This window comes from Halorubrum shenae (assembly GCF_051194165.1).
Taxonomy (GTDB): domain Archaea; phylum Halobacteriota; class Halobacteria; order Halobacteriales; family Haloferacaceae; genus Halorubrum.
Genome location: NZ_JBLZNI010000007.1, coordinates 105,861 through 127,832, shown reverse-complemented (window position 1 = coordinate 127,832; position 21,972 = coordinate 105,861). Strand labels below are relative to the sequence as shown.

Sequence of the window (21,972 nt, the reverse complement as noted above, 5' to 3'; positions counted from 1 at the left end):
CATCCAGTCGATCCGGACATACTATCGGGTAGGGGTAGTATCACGTGAAAAGGCACTCGATCGGGTTTCGATCGAGTCCGTCGTCACGGAGGAATACGCGATCACTGGACGAGCTCCGGGGCCCACAACCGCTACCACCTCCGGAGGCCCGGTACTAACCGCTCGCGCCGGATCGGCACCATTTAAGCCGCAGTCGGTCCCGGTTCAAGACGGATGAAACTACACGAACATCAAGCGAAGACTATCTTCGCCGACGCCGGGATCCCGGTACCGGACTCCCGGCTCGCGACGACCGTCGACGAGGCGCTCGACGCGGTCGACGAGATCGGCTACCCGGCCGCGATCAAGGCGCAGGTCCACGTGGGCGGCCGCGGCAAGGCCGGCGGGATCAAGATCGCGACCGACCGCGACGAGGCCGAGGAGTACGCCGAAGAGATCCTCGGCATGGACCTCAAGGGATACACCGTCGATCAGGTCCTCGTCGAGCAGGGCGTCGACTTCGTCGACGAGCTGTACGTCGGCGTCACGATGGACCGCGGCGCGGGCAAACCCGTCCTGATGGTCTCGACCGAGGGCGGCGTCGACATCGAGGAGGTCGCCGAGGAGAACCCAGACGCGATCGCGCGGGAGCACGTCGACCCCGCGTTCGGGCTCCACCCGTATCAGGCCCGCAAAGTCGTCTACGAGGCCGGCGTCGACGCCGACGTCGCGCTCGACGTGGCGTCGATCCTCTCGACGCTGTACGATCTGTACGAAGACAGCGACGCCTCGGAGATCGAGGTCAACCCCGTCATGATCACGAGTGACCGCGGCGTGATCGCCGCGGACGCCGTGATGAACATCGACGAGGACGCGCTGTTCCGGCAGCCCGACCTCGCCGAGATGGCCGAGGAGTCCTATGAGGACGACCTCGAACGGAAAGCCGGCGAGTACGGCTTCGACTACGTCCGCCTCTCCGGGAACGTCGGCATCATCGGCAACGGCGCCGGGCTCGTGATGACGACGCTCGATCTGGTCGATTACTACGGCGGCAAGCCCGCCAACTTCCTCGATATCGGCGGCGGCGCGAAGGCCGAGCGCGTCACGAAGGCGCTCGATATGGTCTTCTCCGACGAGAACGTCGACGCGGTCGTCTTCAACATCTTCGGCGGGATCACCCGCGGCGACGAGGTCGCCAAGGGGATCAACGAGGCCCTCGAAGGGTTCGACGAAATCCCCAAGAAGGTCGTCGTCAGGCTGGCGGGTACGAACGCCGAGGAGGGGATGGAGATCCTGAACACGGACCTCGTGGAAGTCGAGGAGACGCTCGAGGACGCGGTTCAGCGTGCAGTCGCGAACGCGGAGGAGGTGACCCAATGAGTATTTTCGTCGACGACGACACGCGCGTCGTGGTACAGGGAATCACCGGCGGGGAAGGCAAGTTCCACGCCGGCCAGATGATCGAGTACGGCACCAACGTCGTCGCCGGCGCAGTCCCCGGCAAGGGCGGCCAGGAAGTCCACGGCGTCCCCGTCTACGACACCGTCGACGAGGCGGTCGAAGCGGAGAACGCGGACGCCTCCGTCATCTTCGTGCCGCCGGCGTTCGCCGGCGACGCGATCTTCGAGTCGCTGGACACGGACCTCGACCTGGCTGTCGCGATCACCGAGGGGATCCCGACCCAGGACATGGCGAAGGTGAACAAGCGGCTGAGCGAGACTGACACTCGTCTGCTCGGTCCGAACTGTCCGGGCATCATCACGCCCGGCGAGGCGAAACTCGGCATCCTCCCCGGTAACATCTTCGCGGACGGGAACGTCGGGCTCGTCTCCCGGTCCGGCACGCTCACCTACCAGGTCGTCGACAACCTCACCGAACGCGGTATCGGGCAGACGACGGCCATCGGTATCGGCGGCGACCCGATCATCGGCACGTCCTTCATCGACGCCTTAGAGGCGTTCGAGGCCGACGACGAGACCGACGCGGTCGTCATGTGCGGCGAGATCGGCGGCGAGGACGAGGAGCAGGCCGCCCGCTTCATCGGCGAGCACATGGACACCCCGGTCGCCGGCTTCATCGCCGGGCGCACGGCTCCGCCGGGCAAGCGCATGGGCCACGCCGGCGCCATCGTCTCCGGCTCCGGAACCGGTACGGCGCAGTCGAAGATCGACGCGCTCAACGACGCGGGCGTCCCCGTCGGCGACACCCCCGAGGAGGTCGCCGACCACGTCGAGGAGTTCCTGTAAACCGGCCGGACGGCCTCATCCGCTCGCCTCGCGTTATATAAACTACTCGTGGATATGCGGAGCGTACGCACACCCGGGCCACGGTTATGCACAACTCGCCATTATAAACGGAGTATGGACCACGCCACCCGCGAGCTTCTCGATCCGCTCCCGCCGAGCGCCAAACTGGTCTACTACGTCCTCGACGAGGAGGGCCGGTTCGACCAGACCGGGCTCGCCGAGGAGACCCGCCTCTCGACCCGAACCGTCCGGTTCGCGGTGGAGAAGCTCACCGAGGTCGGGCTCGTCAAGGAGGGGCTCTGTCCCAAGGACGCCCGACGGTCAGTGTACGCCCCCGTCCCAGAGTCGGAGCGGTCGACCGGCACCGAACCCGAGTCCGCCTCCGAGCCCGACGCGGAAACGCCGACGGCGACCGCGGTCGCCGAGGACTGAACCCGAGCGGACGACTTCGAAACGGAGCGCGACGGCGTGCCGGGACGTTTCAGGCGGCGGACATACTTATCCTCTCGGACACTATAGGGAGATATGTCATTAGAAAACACACTCCGCGGTGACCCCGAGCAGGTCGCGTCGGTAATCGACCACACGAACGTCGATCCGACCGCGACCGAAGCGGCGATCCGGACCCTCTGCGAAGAGGTTCTCGAATACGGCTTCTGCTCGGCCGTCGTCGTTCCGTACCACGCGGCACTCGCGAGCGAACTCCTCGACGGAGAAGCGAACGTCGTCGCGGTGATCGGGTTCCCCTACGGAATACAGAACTCGGCGGCCAAACGAAGCGAGGTCGAAGCGCTCCGCGAACACGTCGACGAGTTCGACATGGTGATGAACAGAACCGCGTTCGCGAACGGCGATCACGAGTCCGTCGTCGACGACGTCACAGCGGTCAGAGACGCGGTCGGAGAGAAGACGCTGAAATGCATCATCGAGTCGCCCGCCCTGACGCCGCCGCAGATACGACGGGCCGCCGAACTCGTCGAATCGGGCGGTGCCGACTTCGTCAAGACCGCCGTCGGGTACGACGGACCCACGGATACCGAGGAGATAACGGCAATCCGAGACGCGGTCGGTTCGGAGACCCGAATCAAAGCATCTGGCGGGATATCCACCTTCGAGGAGGCTCTCGAGATGGTGACTGCAGGGGCGACTCGGATCGGCGCCTCTTCGGGGGTTGAGATCTACGAGACCACCCCGTAGCACGGCGACGTTCGGTCCGACGGCCTCACCGGCGAAATGCAGCATCGAGTCGAAATGCCCGGGACGGGAGAGACCGTGCGGGCGATCCGAACGACGCTCGTGACGCTCGGGCAACGCATTTCCGAGGGAAACGCGGAGGGCCTCGCCGCTTCGCTGCCCCTCGAGATCAAGTGGTACCTGACGGGCGCAGTCCACGACCACGGCCTTCGCGCGCTCGGATCCGATCCGTCGCGTTTTTGCGCGCGCGACCGGTAGTACACTTACTCGATGGCGACGTATCACATCGAAACGTACGGCTGTAGTTCCAATCGGGGCGAGAGCCGGGAGATAGAGCGGGCGCTCCGCGACGGCGGCCACCGCCCGGCCGACGGTCCCGAAGACGCGGATGTCGCCATCCTCAACACCTGTACGGTCGTCGAGAAAACGGAGCAGAACATGCTCCGGCGCGCCGAGGAACTCGAAGCGGAGACGGCGGAACTCGTCGTCACCGGCTGTATGGCGCTCGCGCAGGGCGAGATGTTCGAAGAGGCCGGCGTCGACGCCGAGATCCTCCACTGGGACGAGGTACCCTCACACGTGCTCAACGGCGAGTGCCCGACGGTCACCCCCGACGCCGAACCCGTCTTGGACGGCGTCGTCGGTATCCTCCCCATCGCGCGCGGCTGTATGAGCAACTGCTCGTACTGCATCACGAAGTTCGCGACCGGGCGGGTCGACTCCCCGCCGGTCGAGGAGAACGTCGAGAAGGCCCGCGCGCTGGTCCACGCCGGCGCCAAGGAGATCCGAGTGACCGGCCAGGACACCGGCGTCTACGGCTGGGACAACGGCGACCGAAAGCTCCCGGAGCTGCTCGACCGGATCTGCGACATCGACGGCGACTTTCGAGTCCGGCTCGGGATGGCGAACCCCGGTGGAATCCACGGGATCCACGAGGAGCTGGCCGACGTGTTCGCGAGCAACGAGGAGCTGTACGACTTCATCCACGCGCCGGTCCAGTCCGGCTCCGACGAGGTGCTCGAGGAGATGCGCCGGCAACACCGCGTCGACAAGTTCCGGGAGGTCGTCGAGACCTTCGACGACCGGCTCGACCACTGGACCCTCTCGACCGACTTCATCGTCGGCTTCCCGACCGAGACCGAGGCCGACCACGAGCTATCGATGGATCTGCTCGCCGAGGTCCGCCCGGAGAAGATCAACGTCACGCGCTTCTCGAAGCGCCCCGGCACCGACGCCGCCGAGATGAAGGGACTCGGCGGGACGATCAAGAAGGAGCGCTCGAAGGCGATGTCGGAGCTGAAGATGGCGGTCGTCGGCGAGGCGTACGAGTCGATGGTCGGCGAGACGTTCGAGGTGCTCGTCGTCGAGGAGGGCACCGGCGACTCCGTGAAGTGCCGCGACGGCGCCTACCGCCAGATCATCGTTCAAAAGGCGACCGAACGCGGCGTCGACGTCGGCGACTTCCTAGAGGTCGAGGTGACCGGCCACAACACCGTTTACGCGTTCGGCGACCCGGTCGACGAGAGCGACGACGGTGAGGGCGAGCCGGTCGAGGGCGACGACTCCGCGGAGTCCGTCACCTCGTCGGCGTAGGGGTCGCGGTCGGCAACCGCTCGCCGATCACTCGTAGTGGTCTGTGATATATTCGACGATGGCGTCGCTCCCGTACATCGTCACGCCCCGATCGGTGTCGACGAGGTACGGGATCTGATCGTCTCCGGCGGCCGCAAGCTCCTCGCGAGTGACCTCGTTGGTCACGTCACCGCCCATGTTGCCTGGCAGACGCGGGTTGTGAGCGACGTAGGACACCCCGAGCGTCGACAGCGTCTCTCGGACCTTCGTGCAGTGCGGGCAGCCTTCGGACTGGTAGAGTTCGAGCATCGCGTTTGCCAACGGTGCCCAGCTAACTAAAGCGCTCTCGTCGCTCTCACTCGCTGACCGTCCGGCGGCGCTCGACTCACGCCCCCTCGGAGCTTGCCCCGGCTCACGTCTCCTCATAGATCATCTCGACCTCGTCGGCGAAGCGGTCCAAGATGTTGCGCCGCTTCTTTTTCATCGTCGGCGTGAGCAGGTCGTTCTCCTCGCTGAACTCCTCCTCGACGATCCGGAACTGCTTGATCTGCTCGTACCGCTCGAACTCCTCGTTCACGCGGTCGACCTCCTCTTGAATCCGCTCGCGGACACGATCGTTGCGGCAGACCCCTTTTTGATCGTCGGGGAGATCGATCCCGCGGGTGTCGGCCCACGCCGCCACCTTCTCGAAGTTCGGGACGATGAGCGCGGAGACGAACTTCCGGCCGTCGCCGAGCACGACGCACTGTTCGACGAACTCGTTGGCCGCGAACCGGTCTTCGATCGGCCCGGGCGCGACGTTCTTGCCGGTCGAGAGGACGAGCAGCTGCTTGGCGCGCTCGCGGAACGCGATGTACCCGTCCGGTCGGAGCTGGACGATGTCGCCCGTGTGGAACCACGGCTCCGCCGGGTCGCCGTCGCGGTCTTCGGGGGGCGTGCCGGCGATAACGGCGTCATCTGGGAGCCGATCCGAGTCGGTGAAGGCCTCTGCGGTCGCGTCCGGGCGGTTCCAGTAGCCGTCCGATACCTGCGGGCCGCGCACGAGCAGTTCGCCCACGTCGCCGGGCAGATCCGCGACCTCCTCGCCGACGACCGCGCCGTCGATCGCGACCTCCGTGTCGACCACCGGCGGGCCGATGGTGCCGACCTTCGGCTCCTCGGGCGGATTGACGCTGATGACGGGGGAGGTCTCCGTCAGCCCGTACCCCTCCAAGATGGGCAGGTCCATCGCGTGGTACAGGGCGCACAGCTCCGCCGACAACGACCCGCCGCCGGAGATGAAGAAGTCGATGTTGCCGCCGATCGCCTCTCGGACCGACGAGAAGACGAGCTTGTCCGCGACCGCGCGCTTGGTGTTGAGTAGAGTACCCGGGTCGTCGGCCTCGTGGTGGGCCTTCCCCACGCCGACCGCCCACTCGAAGATGCGCTGTTTCACCGGCGACTCGCTCGCCTGCTCGCGGATCGCGTCGTACAGCTTCTCGTAGACCCGCGGGACGCTCGTCGTCGTCGTCGGGCGCACCAGTCCGAAGTCCTCCCGCAGGGTGTCGGGGCTCTCGGCGTAGCCGACGGTCGCGCCCGCCGCGAACATCATGTAGTGGCCGGCGAGCCGCTCGAAGACGTGTGCGAGGGGGAGGAACGAAAGCGTGGTCGACTCGTTCGAGATCCCCGGGTCGTCGGGGTCGCGGTCCGGGCGGTCGGCGAACCGCCGGTAGCACTGATTGACGTTCTCCCGGAAGTTCGCGTGGGTGAGCCGGACGCCCTTCGGCTGGCCCGTGGTCCCGGAGGTGTAGATGAGGCTCGCGAGATCATCGGTATCGACCGCGTCGATCCACGACTGATAGGCGTCCTCGTCGAACGCCTCGTCGCCGAGAGCGTGAACCTCGCCGAGGGTGTACACGTCGTCGATAGAGAGGTTCTGAGAGTCCGTTCCGATCTCCGCGTCGAGGTCGGACCGGTCCACGTCGTCGAACGTCACGACCGCGTCGAGCCCGTGATCGAGGTCGTCGACGACCGCGAACACCTCGTCGAGCAGTTCGCGGTTCTCCGCGACCACGACGGTCGCGCCCGGATCCTCGATCAGGTAGCGGACCTGGCTCGGCGAGGAGGAGGCGTACACGGTCGTGACGGTCGCGCCCGCGGCCAGCACCGCGAAGTCGGTCTGGGCCCACTCCATCCGAGTCTGGGCGTACAGCGCAACGCGGGTGTCGCCGTCGACGCCGATCTCGTGGAACCCGGCCGCGAGCCGCCGGACGACGGCGCGCATCTCGGCGTAGGTCACGTCGGCGTACTCGCCCGCCGAGGCGGGCGGAAGCACCCCGCCGGAGACCAGCGAGCGGTCGTAGATCCCGCCCTTATACCGCTGGGCGAGCCGGTCCGCGTTGCGCTCGGCGGTCCGTTCGAAGGTGCGTGGGAGCGTCTCCCGGGCGACGACGTCGTCCGCGAACTCCCGCTCCGCCTCTCGCCAGTTCATACACCTCCGTCCCGCCCAAACCGTATAAACGATCGGGTAGTTTCGAGTTCACTCAGGGGGTCGGAACGCGAGGGTTTAATCCCGAGAGGGGGCGAGAAACCTCTGTGGACCCCGATCGGATCCCCGCCGAGTTCCCCGCCCCGAGTTTTCGGGGGGCACAGGAGCAGGCGCTCGCGGACATCCGCGACGCGTTCGCCGCCGGCAACGACGTGGTCTTAGTGCGCGCGCCGACCGGCAGCGGCAAGTCCCTGCTCGCACGGGCCATCATGGGCGCGTCGGCCACCGTCGACGAGACGGCACCGAGCGAGGCGACCGGCGCCTACTACACCACCCCGCAGGTGTCGCAGATCGACGACGTGGAGGCCGACGACCTGCTCGACGACCTGGCGGTAATTCGCGGGAAATCGAACTACGACTGCATCCTCCCCGGCGAGCACGACACGCCGGTCAACCGCGCTCCCTGCGCCCGCCAGCAGGGGTTCGACTGCTCCGTGAAACACCGGTGTCCGTACTTCTCCGACCGCGCCATCGCCTCCGGAAACCGCTATGCCGCATTGACGTTAGCGTACTTCATGCGGACCGCCGGCTCGGAGGTGTTCCGCAAGCGCGATACCGTCGTGATCGACGAGGCACACGGGCTGGCAGAGTGGGCGGAGATGTACGCGACGATCGAGCTCTCGCCCGACCGGGTTCCGGTGTGGGACGAGGTCGGCGTCCCCGACGTGGCTCGCGACGCCGGGCCCGAGGAGGACGCGCTCGACCGCACCGCCCGGTTCGCCGCGTCCCTCCGCGACACCGCCAAGCGGGCGAAAGACGAGCTGACCGGGCGACCCGAGCTCGACCGCGACGAGGTCGCGCGGCGGGACCGCCTGCAGGAGCTAATCTCGGAGCTCGGCTGGTTCTTGGAGGACTACCGCGACTTGGACTCCCCGACGACGTGGGTCGTCGACCAGCCCGACGGCGAGGGGTCGGCGATCGCGATCAAGCCGCTGGACCCGGCCCGCTACCTCCGGCACACGGTGTGGGACCGCGGGAACACGTTCGCACTGTTGTCCGCCACCATCCTCTCGAAGGACGCCTTCTGTCGCGGAGTCGGACTCGACCCCGCGGACGTCGCCCTCGTCGACGTCGAGCACACGTTCCCGCTCTCGAACCGCCCCCTGTACGACGTGACGCAGGGATCGATGACCTACGAGCACCGCGACGAGACGGTGCCGAAGATCGCCCGCCTGATTGTCCGACTGATGGCGGAACACCCCGACGAGAAGGGGCTCATCCACGCGCACTCGTACGACATCGCCGGCCGACTCACCGAGTTGCTGGGCGAGTTCGGCGTCGCCGCGCGGGTCCGCCGGCACGACCGCGCGAACCGCGACGCGGAGCTTTCGGCGTGGACGGCGAGCGACGATCCGGAGGTGTTCGTCTCGGTGAAAATGGAGGAGGCGCTCGACCTGAACGGCGACCTCTGTCGCTGGCAGGTGGTGTGTAAGGCGCCGTACCGCAACACCAACGACTCGCGGGTCGCCCGCCGGCTCGCCGACGACCAGTGGGCGTGGTACCACCGGACCGCGCTCCGGACCGTCATCCAGGCGTGCGGCCGGGTCGTCCGCGCGCCGGACGACTACGGCGCGACGTACCTCGCGGACGACTCGCTTCTCGACCTCTTCGACCGCGCGGAGGCCGACACGCCGCGCTGGTTCCGCGATCAGATCGACGCGATGACAACACCGACGCTTCCCGACTTCGATCCCACCGCGGCGCTCGCCGGGATCGACGCCGAACCCTCCGGTCCCTCGCGGGCGGCCCGTCGCGGGAGCGGCGGTGCCGTTGGCGGCGGGTCAAGCGGAAGCGGCGGCTCGCGGACGAATCACTCGGGCGCGTCCGGCGGGACGGAGACGGGGACGGCAGGCGGGACGGGCGACGATGGCGGGACGACGCGGACGCGCTCGGAGGCGGACGCGGAGCGTCGAGAGGACCACCCGCTCTCCGACGTCTGGGGCGACGGCTAGGGATTGTCGGCGATGGGAGGTCGAAAGCGGTGGCGGTCCCGGTCTCAGACCCGGATTGCGACCGAGAGACCGGTTCCATTCAGCGCTTATATCAGCGAGATGCCCCACGCGGCCATGGAACTGACCATGAGGAACGCGAAGAACAGCGCGAACAGCTGTTGTCTGTCCATACCTCGGGTACGACCGCAGAGCGTGATAACTCCTGCGGGCGGGAGTCGATGCTCGGATCGCCAGCGAGAACGCGTTATATTACCACGGACTGATCGAACGTCAATATATATCGTATAAGGTGTATCAGGGACCTCAGTCAAGTAGTAACCTTCATAAACCTTCACGTCGCACCGGTAGATATGGCAACCAAGGGGCTGTCGACTGCGCTGACGCTGTACGGTGCCCGAACGCTGACACTCTCTCAGGCCGCCGTGCAGGCCGGAGTCAGCGAGGCGGAGTTCGTCGAGCAGTTGGAGCGCCGCGGGATCGACGTGACCGAGTCGGACCGCGCCGCCGCGCTCGGGAACGAGCAGCCCGTTCGCGCCGACTGATCGACGGCGACACGCGAGTCCAGCGGTTCTTCCAGCTGTTTATATGTAGACAGGTGGTGTCGCCGTCGGCTGTTTATGGGTCATTGACAATTCTGCGGTGAACCACTCCAAAGCCCCGGCGGCGAGGGCTCGGTGCGCTCGCTGCGGTTCTCGACCACTCACTGCGTTCGTGGTCTCCGGTCCTTGAGTCGCGCGCCTTCGCCCTCGCCGCCGCCCCTTTGAGTCCCGCCCCGAACCGCACCGCACAGCGCCTCACGCCTCCCCAGCCTCGGCGGGCGGCCCGGCGCGGGCGGGGCCGCGCCGGACCGCCGCCTCCCTCGCGCGTGCGCCTCACGCCCTGCAGGCGCTCGGCGGCACGCGCCGTCTGCGCCGTTCTTTATACGACATCGTTGGTTCCTTATAAGTCATCGTCGCGCTCGCTCACCGTTATTTAGATACCGTATTCGCTCCCGACGCCCTACTCCTCGGGGACGAGGTGGACCTTGCCGCCGTGTTCGAACGCGAGCACCGAGTCGGCGTCGCCGTCGACGAAGTCCGGGTTCGGCACCGTCTTCGCCTCGTACGTGACCGGATCGAGCACCTGAATCGCGTTCTCGTCTTCCACCGTCACCACCGTCGTCTCCGTGGCATCGTCCCGTCTCCCGAGTCGGGCCGCGTCCGGGGCCGCCGCCTCTTCGAACTCGGAGGTGTACTCCGCGCCCGTGGCGAGGCGGACGCCGCGGAGCCGGCCTGAGACGCTCGTCACGAGCACGGGACCGTCGCCGTCCTCGGGGTCGATGATCTCGCCGGCGGCGTAGCGCGGGAGCCGGACCGCGAACGTCACCCGGTACACCTCGTTGCCGTCGCCGTCCTCGGTGACGAGCGTCGGGTACGACTCGAAGCTCCCGCCGAGCGCCTCCGTGATCCGCGTCGCGACGTTCTGCGCGAGCCGGTTCGAGGAGAGCTTGATGTCCGGCCCGTCGTCGGTCTCTTTGACCTCCGTGATGAACGCCTCGCGGTCGCCGCCCGCCTCTTGGTCCGCGACGTACGTCTCGGCGATGTCGAGCGCCTCGGCGCGCTCCGCGGGGGTCAGTTCGCGCTCGTCTGCACGGACCTGCACGACCCCGGCGTAGTAGCCGCCGGCGATCCGTCCGCAGCGGTCGCAGGTCCCCCGCGAGATTTTCACGGGAACCGTCACCTCCGCCGAGCGGAGCGTCCCGCGGACGACGCCGGAGAAGCGACAGTGCATCCGGACGTTGTTCTCGTCGACCTGCTCGGGCTCGACGCCCCACTCGACGTCTTCGGCGTCGACGTGGATCCCGAGCGCCTCCGCGACCTCGTCGACGGCGACGTCGGTGTAGTCGCGCGCGCCCACGTCCCGCCACGACTCGCCCCGACGGACCGCGCCGCAGCCGGAACAGACCAACACCTCGATCCGATCGGGCGCGTCTACCAGTTCGAAGTCCTCGAAGTAGCAGTCGTCACATAACAGCGCGTCCCGTCCTCCGGGGTCGCCGGGAAGCGGCTCGCGCCGCTCCGGGACGGCGTCGCCACACCGGGGACAGAACTCCCGCGACTCGCTCATTACCGGCGGCTACGCCGAGGGGCCGTTTAAGCGGCGCGGACCGGCCTCGCTCGGCGCCGTCAGAGCGACCCCGCGACCGATCCCTCCGAAATCGTTTTTCGCGCGGGCCGAGAAGGGGGCGTATGAGCGAGAACCCCGACGATGAACGGCTCGAAGAGCTGCGAGAAAAGAAGATGGAAGAGCTTCGCGACCGCCAGCAGGGCGGCGGCGCCGACGCCGAGGCCCAGAAAGAGGCCCAACAGCAAGCTGAGGCCCAACAGGAGGCCGTGCTCAAGCAGTACCTCACGGACGGCGCGCGTCAGCGCCTCAACGCGGTCGCGATGTCGAAACCGGAGTTCGGCGACAAGGTGAAACAGCAGGTCGCGGCGCTGGCACAGAGCGGCCGGATTCAGGGACAGATCGACGAAGACCAGATGCGCGATCTCCTGAAAGAGCTCCAGCCCGACCAGCAGAGCTTCGACATCCGGCGGCGATAGATGGAGCTCGCGCTGTTGTACAGCGGGGGGAAAGACTCCTCGCTCGCCGCCCACCTGCTCGACCGGTTCTACGACGTGCGCTGCGTCACCGGCAGCTTCGGGCTCACTGACGACTGGAAACACGCCGAGCGTGCGGCCACGGAGCTGGGCTTCTCGTTCGAGCGCGTCGAACTCGACCGCGAGGTCGCCGAGGAGGCGGCCCAGACGATGATCGACGACGGCTACCCGCGAAACGGGATCCAGCGCGTCCACGAACACGCCTTGGAAACGATCGCGAGCCGCGACGCCGACGCAATCGCCGACGGGACGCGTCGGGACGACCGGGTCCCCACGGTGTCGCGCGCGCAGGCGCAGAGCCTGGAGGACCGCCACGAGATCGACTACATCTCCCCGCTTTCGGGGTTCGGCCGCCACGCCGTCGACCGACTGGTGGAGGAGACGTTCGACGTTCAGCAGGGGCCGAGCGAGGAGGTCCCAAAGGCCGACTACGAGGACGAGCTCCGAACGCTCATCGCAGACGAATACGGCGAAGAGACCGTCAGCGAGGTGTTCCCGGACCACGACCAGACGTACGTACACGGTCGGCACGACTGACCGAGGCGCGCGCCGATCCGTCCGCGACCGACACGTTCTCATCGTCTCGGGAGTGCCGGAACGACTTTTGGCCCCCCGCTCGTAGCGTTCGGTATGTCATCTGAACGAGTTGTCGAGCTGCTCCGAAAGGCGTACGCTGACGAGATCGAGACCGTGATGAACTACCAGACGAACGCCATCGTCCTCGACGGCGTCCGCGCCGAGGAGATCAAAGAGAGCCTCAAACAGGACGTCCAAGAGGAGCTCGGACACGCCGAACAGCTGGGACAGCGGCTCAAACAGCTCGACGCGCGCCCGCCGGGATCGGCCGAGTTCACGGCGGAGCAGGACTCGCTCCAGCCGCCCGAGGACTCGACGGACGTACTGACGGTCATCGAGGGCGTACTCGACGCCGAAGAGGGAGCGATCGCGACGTATCGCGACTTGATCGACGCCGCCGAGGACGCGGACGATCCGGTCAGCGAAGACCTCGCCGTGACGCTCCTCTCCGACGAGGAGGCCCACCGGACCGAGTTCCGCGGGTTCCAGAAGGAGTACCAGCGCGACTAGGCGGGACTGGGAGCGCGCCGGGGACCGCGACTTCCGGCCCGCCGACCGCGAATTCCGCCTCGTCGACCGCGAGCCCCGCCCCGAAAGGATGCTTTCAAGCGGGCGCTCGCCGAACTCGGGTCCATGTACGACGGACTCAAGGGATTCCGCGATTTCTACCCCGGCGAGCAGTCGGCCCGCCGCGAGGTGACGGACGCGATCGAGGACGCCGCGAGCCGGCACGGCTTCCGCGAGATCGCCACGCCCGCCCTCGAACGGACGGAGATGTACGTCGACAAGTCGGGCGAGGAGATCGTCGAGGAGCTGTACGCCTTCGACGACAAGGGCGGTCGTGGCGTCTCGCTCACGCCTGAACTCACACCAACCGTCGCCCGGATGGTCGTCGCGAAGGGCCAGGAGCTGTCGAAGCCGATCAAGTGGATGTCCACCCGGCCGTTCTGGCGCTACGAGCAGGTCCAGCAGGGTCGGTTCCGCGAGTTCTACCAGACGAATATCGACGTGTTCGGCTCCTCGGCGCCCGAGGCCGACGCCGAGGTGTTGGCGGTCGCCGCCGACGCGCTCACGGATCTCGGGCTCACCGCCGACGACTTCGAGTTCCGCGTCTCGCACCGCGACATCCTCGGCGGGCTGGTCCGGGCGCTCGCAGCCGATCCCGACGCGGTCGACACCGAGGCCGCGATCCGCGCGGTCGATAAGCGCGCGAAGATCGACGACGGGGAGTATCTCGGGCTCCTCTCGGACGCCGGGCTCGACCGCGCGACCGCCCGCCAGTTCGACGACCTGATCACGGGCGTCGAGACCGTCGGCGACCTCGACGCGGTCGCGGAGGCTGGCGGCGAGGCGGTTGAGGACGCCGTCGAGAACCTCCGGAACGTGCTCGCTGCCGCCGACGACTATGGTGCCGGGGAGTTCTGTGACGTGTCGCTGACGACCGCTCGCGGGCTCGACTACTACACCGGCGTCGTTTTCGAGTGCTTCGACTCCACCGGCGAGGTGTCCCGCTCCGTCTTCGGCGGCGGGCGCTACGACGACCTCATCGAGAGCGTCGGCGGCCAGCCGACCCCCGCGGTCGGCGTCGCCCCCGGCCACGCGACCCTCAAGCTCCTCTGTCAGCGCGCCGGCGTCTGGCCCGACGAGGCGCTGACGACCGACTACTACGTGCTGAGCGTGGGCGACACGCGGGGTGAGGCCGCCGCGCTCGCTCGCGACCTCCGCGCGCTCGGCGACGACGTGGTCGTCGAGCAGGACGTCTCCGACCGGTCGTTCGGCGCGCAGCTCGGCTACGCCGACTCGATCAACGCCGAGACGGTCGTGGTCGTCGGCGAGCGCGACCTGGAGAACGGCGAGTACACGGTGAAAGACATGGCGAGCGGCGACGAGACGACCGTCCCGGTCGAGGAGTTCCCGCCCGAGAAGGGGCTGCCGACGTACGAGGACTACGAATAGCGCTCCGGCGCGCCAGCCCGCTTCCCCGACCGCCGACGGATCGGCCTCAATCCTTTTTAAGCACGGGTTGAGACCGTCGAGACGATGATCCCGCTCGCGACGCCGATGCCTCCCGGCGAGGTCGCCCTCCGTGTGGCCGCCGGCGTCGCCCTCATCCTGATCAACGCGTACTTCGTCGCCGTCGAGTTCTCTCTGACGCGACTCAGGCAGTATCCAGAGTCCGACATCGACACCCCGGGGCTGCGGCGCGCGTGGGAGATGACGGACGACCTGGAGTTCTACCTCACGACCTGCCAGATCTGGATCTCCGGCACGAGCATCGCGCTCGGGATCGTCGCGGAGCCCGGCCTCGCCGCGCTGTTCGCGCCGTTCTTCGAGAACACGAGGCTGGCGTCCGTCGGCGCCGGATCGCTCCTCGCGTTCCTGCTCATCAACATGGTCCACCTCACGCACGGCGAACAGACGCCGACGTACCTCGGCGTCGAGCGCTCGAAGCAGGTGGCCGAGCGCGGCGCGCGGCCGCTGTACTGGTTCGCGTGGCTCATCTCGCCGCTGATCAAGTTCGGCGACTGGGTCGCGAAGGCGACGCTCCGGCTGTTCGGCGTCGAGATGACCGGTTCGTGGACCGAGACCGAAGGCGAGGTGTTAGAGACCCGCGCGCAGCTCCGCACCCGACTCGGGTCGATGATGGAGGAAGTCGATCTCCCCGAGGAGCGCCGCGAGGAAGTCCTCAACGCGCTCGACGTCGACGAACTCGCCGTGCGGGAGGTGCTGACGCCACCCGACGAGATCGTCTCACTGTCGACGGCGGCGTCGGTCGAGGAAAACCTCGACCGGATCCGCGACACCCCGCACAGCCGCTTCCCGCTCGTGGGAGATGCGGTGACCGACTTCGAGGGGATCGTCTACGCTCCCTCGATCATCTCCAACTTCGAGGCCCTCCGGCAGGGGGAGACGGCCTTCGCGGAACTCGCCGCTCCGCCGATGGCGATTTCGGCGACGACCAGCGTTAGCGACGCGTTCGACCAGTTCCAGGCGGAGTCACAGGAGCTCGCGCTCGTCATCGAGGACGGCGAGGTCGTCGGGCTGATCACCGCGACCGACGCGATGGAAGCGGTGATGGGACAGCTCGAAGACCCGCTGGACGCCGGCGATTTATAAATGATAGCGCGGCGGCGCGTGCCGGTGAGTGGCCGGTAGGCCACGAACCGCACGCGCGAGGGAGTCGCTGGCGGCTACCGCCGCCAGCGACGAGGCTGGGGAGGCGTGAGGTGCGGTGCTGAGCGGTCGGGGTGGGACTCAAAGGGGCAGTCGCGAGGAGGGCGCAGGCGACGCAAGCACCGCAATGAGGGAGCGAACAGCGTGAGCGACCGAATGAGGAGCGCAGCGAGCGTGCGCCCTCCTCGCGACTGGGGCTTTGGAGTTGTTCGCCGCAGGTCTGCCAGCAACTGCTTATAAGCGAGCGGCTGGGGCTTTGGCGGCGTTCGTCGCCGATCCGTTACCAACCGCTTATAAATGAGCGACTGTAGCTCCGAACCGGTCTCCCCTCCTCTCCGATCACTTCTTGTACGCCTCCCGCAGAAACACCAGCGCCCCGCCCAACATCGCGAGGTTGCCGAAGAAGGCGAGCCGCTCACCGCTCTTGTCGTCCTCGTCGGCGTTCCAGAAGTCGTGCATCGTCGCCGTCACCACCGTCAAGAAGGCGACGGCCGCGCCGGTCGCGACCCGCGGGAGCCGCCAGAGCGCGATACCGACGCCCGCGACGACCATCATCCCGGACGCGAACGGGGCGGCGAGGTCGGGCGCGGGTACTCCCGCTGACTCCGCGTACTCGATCGTGTCGTCCATATCGCGGAAGTCCTCCGAGGCCTGTGCGGCGAGGCCGATCCCGAGAAGAACGCGGCCGAGCCGCGACGGGGCTCCGCGGTCGCTCCTATCCGTCTCTTCGGTTTCGTCGTCAGTCATGTATCGATCGACGGTAGCAATCCACATAAAGAGCCGTGCAACCGGCGGTGACGGCGACGTCCCGCCGGAGAGCGAGTCAGTCCGCCGTCGCGGCGGGCGCGCCGTGGTCGATTTCGGTGCCGAGCAGATCGAGGAACGCCGCGATCCACTCGGGGTGGTCGGGCCACGCCTGCCCGGTGACGAGGTTTCCGTCGGTGGTCACGCCGTCGACCCACGAGCAGCCGGCGGCCTCGACCTCGGGCCTGACCGCGGGGTACGCCGTCATCTCGTAGCCGTCGAGCACGCCCGCGGCGGCGAGGATCTGCGGGCCGTGACAGATCGACGCGACAGGCTTGTCGGCCTCGAAGAAGTGCCGGACCGCGTCGAGCACCTCGTCGTACCCCCGGAGGTACTCTGGTGCGCGTCCGCCGGGGACGACTAACGCGTCGTAGTCGGCCGGGTCGACATCGTCGAATCCGTGGGTGAGCGCGAAGTCGTGACCGCGTGTCTCTAGGTACGTCTGGTCGCCCCGGAAGTCGTGGATCGCGGTTTTGATCGTCTCCCCGTCCTCCTTCTCCGGGCAGACCGCGTGAACCTCGTGGCCGACCGCCTGGAGCGCCTGGAACGGCACCATGATCTCGTAGTCTTCACCGAAATCGCCGACGATCATCAGAATTCGTTGTCCTGTCATGTATACAACACCACCGTAGGATACGCGCCGTGGACTGATAATGGTACTGACACGGTGTAACGTGCCACGGGGAGATACAAGGGATGCGGAACGACGCAGAGTCGACCGGCGAGCCGAGTCCGCGTCTCCCCGATACGTTGTGGGCCAAATTATCGGAAACTGATAATACAATTATTTTTTATATAAGCCACGATCGACGGCTTGGAGGCCGCGATCGACAAGCGATCGTCGAGCGCATCTACGCTCTAATACGCTGCCTAAGCTAGGCTGTCGTACTGTGATCGCAGTTAGCCAATTTTTCGAAGACTGGCTTATTATGCGGGCCGTTCTGAGATATATCTGTACTATTTCATCCGTTAAATGCAAAATTTTGCGTTTTAGTACTTATATATACAATTAAATGTAATCATCACCGATAAATTGTTAGCAATTGAATTTTTTGGCTCAATAATCCGAGGTGCGATTTTACTTATAATATATCAAATAATATCTAGATACTCTATTATATCTTATATACTAGCGACGACCTGTGGTGACAGAACCGTCCCCGTCGTGAAACTCGGTCGTGGTGCGGCGGCGTTCGCGTCTCTCCCGAACCACGCCCTCCATCCGCTCACTCGGTGCCGAGCTTCGCTCGCGTGTACGGTTCGAGCCCGCCGCGGTCGACGAGCGTCTGGAGGAATTCGGGCAGCGGGTCCGCGTCGTATCGCTCGTCGGCGGTGTGGTTGACGACGGCCCCCTCGTCGAGCCGGAGACTGATCGCGTCGCCGTCGTCGATCCGGTCGGCGTCCGGACAGATCAACACGGGGAGCCCGAGGTTGATCCCGTTCCGGAAGAAGATCCGGGCGAACGACTGCGCGACGATTCCGTCGATCCCCGCGCCCAGCAGCGAGATGGGGGCGTGCTCGCGGGAGGAGCCGCTCCCGAAGTTGTGCCCGCCCACGACGAAGTCGCCGTCGGCGACGTTCGGCGCGAACTCAGGGCGGAGGTCGTTGAACGCGTGTTCGCCGAGCTCCGCCGGGTCGCTGGAGACGAGGAACCGCGACGGGATGATCTGGTCGGTGTCGATGTCGTCGCCGAACGTCCACGCCCGACCGGGCTCGGTCGTGTCGATGTCGCGGCCCGCGTCGGCGTCGGTCACGCGCCCACCCCCTCGAGGACGTAGTCGTCGTAGCGATTCAGTTCGACCTCCCGCGGATCGGTGATCTCGCCGTACAGCGCCGACGCCCCCACGGTGGCGGGACTGGCGAGGTACACCTCGCTCTCCATCGAGCCTTCCCGCCCCGGAAAGTTACGGTTCGCCGTGGCGAGGCAGACGTCGCCGTCGCCGAGTACGCCTTGGTGGGTCCCGAAGCAGGAGCCGCAGCCGGCGCTCTGGACGATCGCGCCCGCGTCGACGAACGTTTCCATGACGCCGGTGTCCATCATCTGTTTGTACACCGACCGTGAGGCCGGGACGACGACCATCCGCGTGTCCGGGGCGAGCCGCTCGCCCTCGATGATGTCCGCGACGATCCGGATGTCCTCGTACCGCCCGTTCGTACACGTCCCGACGAACAGCTGGTCGATCTCCGTGCCGACGACCTCGTCGACGGGGACCGCATTCTCCGGGTTCGACGGCGTCGACACCTGCGGCGAGAGCGACTCGGCCCGGTAGGTGTGGACCGCCTCGTAGTCGGCGTCGTCGTCGGGCTGCGTGTACGCCGGGATTTCGGGTCGTTCTCCGGTCTGTGCTTCGAGGAAGTCGAGGGTCCGCTCGTCGGGCGAGACGATACCGGCCTTCCCGCCCATCTCGATCGCCATGTTCGAGAGGACGAGCCGCTCGTGAATAGGCAGCGCCTCGACCGCCGAGCCGCCGTATTCGGCCGTCTTGTACGTGCAGCCGTCGAACCCTACGTCGCCGATGAACTTCAGGATGAGGTCCTTCGCGTACACCCCGTCGGGGAGGTCGCCCTCGACCTCGAACCGGAGCGTCTCCGGCACCCGGAACCACAGCTCGCCGGTCGCGAGCGTCGTCCCGAGGTCGGTGGAGCCGACGCCGGTACCGAAACCGCCGACACCGCCGAAGGTCGTCGAGTGGGAGTCGGCGCCGATCACCAGATCGCCCGGGGAGACGAACCCCTCCTCGACGAGCACCTGATGACAGATGCCGTCGCCCACGTCGTACTGCTGGGCGCCGTACGTATCGGCGAACTCCCGGACGATGTTGTGGTTGTTCGCGGCCTCGACGCCGTCTGCCGGCGCGTGGTGGTCGATCGTGATGACGGTGTTGTCCGGGTCGACCAGCTCCGGATCGTCGCCGGTCACGTCCTCGAAGACCTCGAAGGTCAGCGGTCCCGTCACGTCGTGGGTCATCATCACGTCGACCGCTGCTTCCACGTAGTCGCCGGCCCGGACGTCGCGCCCCGATTTCTCCGACAGCAGCTTTTCCGATATGGTTTTTCCAGTCATGCGTTGTCCTCCGCGACGGTCGCTAACACGCGGTCGACGGTCCCGCCCATCAAGACGTGGCTCGTCGCCCCCAGACCGAGTCGGTCGGCGACCTCGTGAGCGACCGACTCGATGCGCTCGAAGTCCGCGTTCGTTTCGACTCCCATTCTACTCAGCAGCTGGACGAGGTCCTCCGTGGGGGTGTTCCCGACGCCGGCGAGCCCGTCCGGCAGGACGACGCCGCCGCCGAGCCCGCAGTGGGAGGCGTCGAACCGGTGGACGCCGCACTGCATCGCGACGAGGGTGTTCGCGAGGCTCATCCCGTTCGTGTCGTGGAGGTGCAGCCCCGCGTCCAACTCCGGGTGTCTGTCGAAGACGGTCGTGTACATCTCCTCGATCTCGACCGGGTCGGCGAGCCCCATCGTCGTCGCCAGCGTCACCTCGTCGACGCCGGCGTCGACGACGCGATCGACGACCGACAGCGTGTCCTCCATGGGGATCTTCCCCTCGTACGGGCAGTAGAAGCTCGTCCCCATCCCGGCCTCGACCTCGATGTCCGTTCCGTCGGCCATCTCGACGATCTCTTCGACTCCCGCGAGGATCTCCTCGACCGTCATGTTCTGATTGTGTTCGCTGTACGTCTCGCTCACGGTCACCAAGGCGTTGACCTTGTCGACGCCGGCGTCGATCGCGCGCTCCATCCCGACCGCGTTCGGCACCAGCGCGCGGTACGTCACGTCGTCGTGTCGCTCGATGCGCTCGGCGACCTCGTCGGCGTCTCGCAGCGTCGGGACGGCCTTCGGGTGGGTGAAAGAGGTGATCTCGATCTCGTCGACCCCCGTCTCGGAGAGCGCATTGATAATATCGACCTTCTCGTCGGTCGGGACGAACTCGTCGAGCCGCTGGAAGCCGTCCCGCGGGAGCATCTCGACGAGGGTCACGTCCGCGGGGTACGCAATCATATCACACCCTCCGAGTCGAGCTCCGCGAGCGTCTCGTCGTCGTACGACAGGCGCTCGCCGTACACCGCCTCGTTGTGCGCGCCGAGCTGCGGGCCGAGGTGCGATATCTTCCCCGGCGTCTCCGAGAAGCGCGGCACGGTGTTCTGGACCGCGCCGGCGCCGAGCTGGTCGTCGGAGATCTCTACGACCGCGTCGCGGGCCTGGTAGTGTTCGTCAGCGAGAATGTCGGCGACGTTGTAGATCGGCGCGATCGTCGCCTCGCACTCCTCGAAGCGGTCGATGACCTCCTCGCGGGTATGATCGTCCATCCAGTCTTGGATGGCCGCGTCGAGCGCCTCGACGTTCTCCAGCCGCTTCTCGTTGTCCGCGAAGCGCGGGTCGTCTTTTAAATCCGGACGCTCGATCGCGTCGAACACCCGCATCGCGATCGGCTGTGCGCTCGCCGAGATGGCGACCGCCCGCCCGTCGCCCGTCTGGTACACGTTGCGCGGCGCAGACGATGTCGAGCGGTTCCCCGACCGCTCTTCGATCTCGTCCAGCTGCTGGTAGCGGAGCGGCTGTGGACCGATGAGCGAGAAGATCGGTTCGATGAGGCTCGTGTCGATGTACTGGCCGGTCCCGCCGTTCGCGTCGCGGCTGTACAGCGCGAACGCGACCGCCATCGTGGAGAACATCGCCGCGATCCCGTCCGCCAGTCCGGTCGGCGGCAACAGCGGCTCCCGATCGGGGTAGCCGTTGAGGTACGCGAACCCCGACATCGCTTCGGCGAGCGTGCCGAATCCGGGTCGGTCGCTGTACGGGCCCGTCTGTCCGAACCCGCTCAGCCGGAGCATCACGAGCCCGGGATTGAGATCGGAGAGGTGGTCGTATCCGAGCCCCCACCGCTCTAAGGTTCCGGGCCGGAAGTTCTCGATGAGCGCGTCGGCCTCGGCGACCAGGTCCTCGAAGACGACTTTCCCCTCCTCGGTGGAGATGTCGAGCGTCACCGACTGCTTGTTGCGGCCGAGGTACTTCCACCAGAGCCCGACGCCCTCTTTCTGTGGGCCGAAGTGGCGCAGGTGATCGCCGGTCTCCGGGTGTTCGACCTTGATCACGTCCGCGCCGAAGTCCGCCAGCAGGCGTCCGACCGTCCCGATCGAGATCATCGACCCGGCCTCGATTACGGTCACGCCGTCGAGCGGACCGGCGGGGGAGTCGTCGTCGGCCGGCGCGTCGTCAGTCGGTTCGTCGCGACTCATAACCGTCTCTCCGGTGTCTCGGCACCGCCGTGGGCGGTGCGTGCTGTTCGTTCCGTCGCCGTTCTG

21 protein-coding genes and 1 pseudogene are annotated in these 21,972 nt (G+C 66.9%); 13 read left to right on the top strand and 9 right to left on the bottom strand.

From position 1 onward, the window contains the following. Positions 1-213: 213 nt before the first annotated feature. The 6 genes and pseudogenes from sucC (at position 214) to ACNS88_RS10325 (ending at position 5,012) form a co-directional block, all read left to right on the top strand. Positions 214-1,359: an ADP-forming succinate--CoA ligase subunit beta gene (sucC, locus tag ACNS88_RS10350; protein ID WP_435096890.1), complete on the top strand. Its 1,146-nt coding sequence runs from the start codon at positions 214-216 to the stop codon at positions 1,357-1,359. Further along, a complete protein-coding gene (sucD, locus tag ACNS88_RS10345; protein ID WP_435096887.1) occupies positions 1,356-2,225 on the top strand; it encodes a succinate--CoA ligase subunit alpha in 870 nt (289 codons plus the stop codon). Before sucC ends, sucD begins: the two co-directional genes overlap by 4 nt. 114 nt (positions 2,226-2,339) lie before the next feature. Further along, the gene (locus ACNS88_RS10340; RefSeq protein ID WP_435096884.1) at positions 2,340-2,657 is read left to right on the top strand and encodes an ArsR family transcriptional regulator; all 318 of its coding nucleotides are present in this window, start codon (positions 2,340-2,342) and stop codon (positions 2,655-2,657) included. A 93-nt stretch (positions 2,658-2,750) separates the two neighbouring features. Beyond that, a complete protein-coding gene (gene deoC, locus ACNS88_RS10335; protein ID WP_435096881.1) occupies positions 2,751-3,422 on the top strand; it encodes a deoxyribose-phosphate aldolase in 672 nt (223 codons plus the stop codon). Between the two features lie 36 nt (positions 3,423-3,458). Further along, positions 3,459-3,668 (top strand): annotated as a pseudogene (locus ACNS88_RS10330) (DUF2267 domain-containing protein); the annotation flags it as partial. A 21-nt stretch (positions 3,669-3,689) separates the two neighbouring features. Continuing rightward, positions 3,690-5,012, top strand: a complete 1,323-nt coding sequence (locus ACNS88_RS10325) for a tRNA (N(6)-L-threonylcarbamoyladenosine(37)-C(2))-methylthiotransferase (RefSeq protein ID WP_435096878.1) — start codon at positions 3,690-3,692, stop codon at positions 5,010-5,012. Between the two features lie 27 nt (positions 5,013-5,039). On the opposite strand, the gene ACNS88_RS10320 is transcribed toward ACNS88_RS10325, so the two are convergent. Both ACNS88_RS10320 and ACNS88_RS10315 read right to left on the bottom strand, forming a co-directional pair. After that, complete coding sequence (locus ACNS88_RS10320; protein WP_435096875.1) at positions 5,040-5,300, bottom strand: glutathione S-transferase N-terminal domain-containing protein; 261 nt, start codon at positions 5,298-5,300, stop codon at positions 5,040-5,042. 103 nt (positions 5,301-5,403) lie between these two features. Then, positions 5,404-7,461 (bottom strand): AMP-dependent synthetase/ligase, encoded by a 2,058-nt coding sequence (locus tag ACNS88_RS10315; protein WP_435096872.1) that lies wholly within the window; start codon positions 7,459-7,461, stop codon positions 5,404-5,406. A gap of 104 nt (positions 7,462-7,565) precedes the next feature. Between ACNS88_RS10315 and ACNS88_RS10310 the strand changes: the two genes are divergently transcribed. Both ACNS88_RS10310 and ACNS88_RS10305 read left to right on the top strand, forming a co-directional pair. Then, on the top strand, positions 7,566-9,470 hold the full coding sequence (locus ACNS88_RS10310) for a helicase C-terminal domain-containing protein (RefSeq protein WP_435096869.1): 1,905 nt from the start codon (positions 7,566-7,568) through the stop codon (positions 9,468-9,470). 350 nt (positions 9,471-9,820) lie between these two features. Then, complete coding sequence (locus ACNS88_RS10305) at positions 9,821-10,012, top strand: DUF7317 family protein (protein WP_496923274.1); 192 nt, start codon at positions 9,821-9,823, stop codon at positions 10,010-10,012. Positions 10,013-10,469: 457 nt separating this feature from the next. Here ACNS88_RS10305 and ACNS88_RS10300 read toward each other — a convergent pair whose 3' ends face one another. Continuing rightward, positions 10,470-11,576, bottom strand: a complete 1,107-nt coding sequence (locus ACNS88_RS10300) for a 60S ribosomal export protein NMD3 (protein ID WP_435096866.1) — start codon at positions 11,574-11,576, stop codon at positions 10,470-10,472. A 122-nt stretch (positions 11,577-11,698) separates the two neighbouring features. Here ACNS88_RS10300 and ACNS88_RS10295 point away from each other — a divergent pair, with 122 nt between their 5' ends. The 5 genes from ACNS88_RS10295 to ACNS88_RS10275 all read left to right on the top strand — a co-directional run bounded on the left by ACNS88_RS10295 (position 11,699) and on the right by ACNS88_RS10275 (position 15,802). Then, positions 11,699-12,052: a DNA-binding protein gene (locus ACNS88_RS10295; RefSeq protein WP_435096863.1), complete on the top strand. Its 354-nt coding sequence runs from the start codon at positions 11,699-11,701 to the stop codon at positions 12,050-12,052. Continuing rightward, a complete protein-coding gene (locus tag ACNS88_RS10290) occupies positions 12,053-12,646 on the top strand; it encodes a DUF7411 family protein (RefSeq protein WP_435096860.1) in 594 nt (197 codons plus the stop codon). A gap of 93 nt (positions 12,647-12,739) precedes the next feature. Beyond that, the gene (locus ACNS88_RS10285) at positions 12,740-13,195 is read left to right on the top strand and encodes a ferritin-like domain-containing protein (protein ID WP_435096857.1); all 456 of its coding nucleotides are present in this window, start codon (positions 12,740-12,742) and stop codon (positions 13,193-13,195) included. A 123-nt stretch (positions 13,196-13,318) separates the two neighbouring features. After that, the gene (gene hisS / locus ACNS88_RS10280) at positions 13,319-14,641 is read left to right on the top strand and encodes a histidine--tRNA ligase (protein WP_435096854.1); all 1,323 of its coding nucleotides are present in this window, start codon (positions 13,319-13,321) and stop codon (positions 14,639-14,641) included. An 84-nt stretch (positions 14,642-14,725) separates the two neighbouring features. Then, on the top strand, positions 14,726-15,802 hold the full coding sequence (locus tag ACNS88_RS10275; protein ID WP_435096851.1) for a CNNM domain-containing protein: 1,077 nt from the start codon (positions 14,726-14,728) through the stop codon (positions 15,800-15,802). A gap of 396 nt (positions 15,803-16,198) precedes the next feature. Here ACNS88_RS10275 and ACNS88_RS10270 read toward each other — a convergent pair whose 3' ends face one another. The 6 genes from ACNS88_RS10270 to ACNS88_RS10245 form a co-directional block, all read right to left on the bottom strand. After that, positions 16,199-16,606: a DoxX family protein gene (locus ACNS88_RS10270; RefSeq protein ID WP_435096848.1), complete on the bottom strand. Its 408-nt coding sequence runs from the start codon at positions 16,604-16,606 to the stop codon at positions 16,199-16,201. Positions 16,607-16,682: 76 nt separating this feature from the next. Beyond that, entirely contained in the window at positions 16,683-17,276 is a 594-nt protein-coding gene (locus tag ACNS88_RS10265) for a DJ-1/PfpI family protein (protein WP_435096845.1), read from the bottom strand. A gap of 613 nt (positions 17,277-17,889) precedes the next feature. Beyond that, on the bottom strand, positions 17,890-18,417 hold the full coding sequence (locus tag ACNS88_RS10260) for a 3-isopropylmalate dehydratase small subunit (RefSeq protein WP_435096842.1): 528 nt from the start codon (positions 18,415-18,417) through the stop codon (positions 17,890-17,892). Then, a complete protein-coding gene (locus ACNS88_RS10255) occupies positions 18,414-19,727 on the bottom strand; it encodes a 3-isopropylmalate dehydratase large subunit (RefSeq protein ID WP_435096839.1) in 1,314 nt (437 codons plus the stop codon). The genes ACNS88_RS10260 and ACNS88_RS10255 overlap by 4 nt, the downstream gene beginning before the upstream one ends. Further along, positions 19,724-20,668, bottom strand: a complete 945-nt coding sequence (locus ACNS88_RS10250) for a hydroxymethylglutaryl-CoA lyase (RefSeq protein ID WP_435096836.1) — start codon at positions 20,666-20,668, stop codon at positions 19,724-19,726. The genes ACNS88_RS10255 and ACNS88_RS10250 overlap by 4 nt, the downstream gene beginning before the upstream one ends. Continuing rightward, positions 20,665-21,906 carry a CaiB/BaiF CoA transferase family protein gene (locus tag ACNS88_RS10245; RefSeq protein ID WP_435096833.1) on the bottom strand — a complete coding sequence of 414 codons (1,242 nt, stop codon included), beginning with the start codon at positions 21,904-21,906 and terminating at the stop codon, positions 20,665-20,667. Before ACNS88_RS10245 ends, ACNS88_RS10250 begins: the two co-directional genes overlap by 4 nt. Positions 21,907-21,972 lie beyond the last annotated feature (66 nt).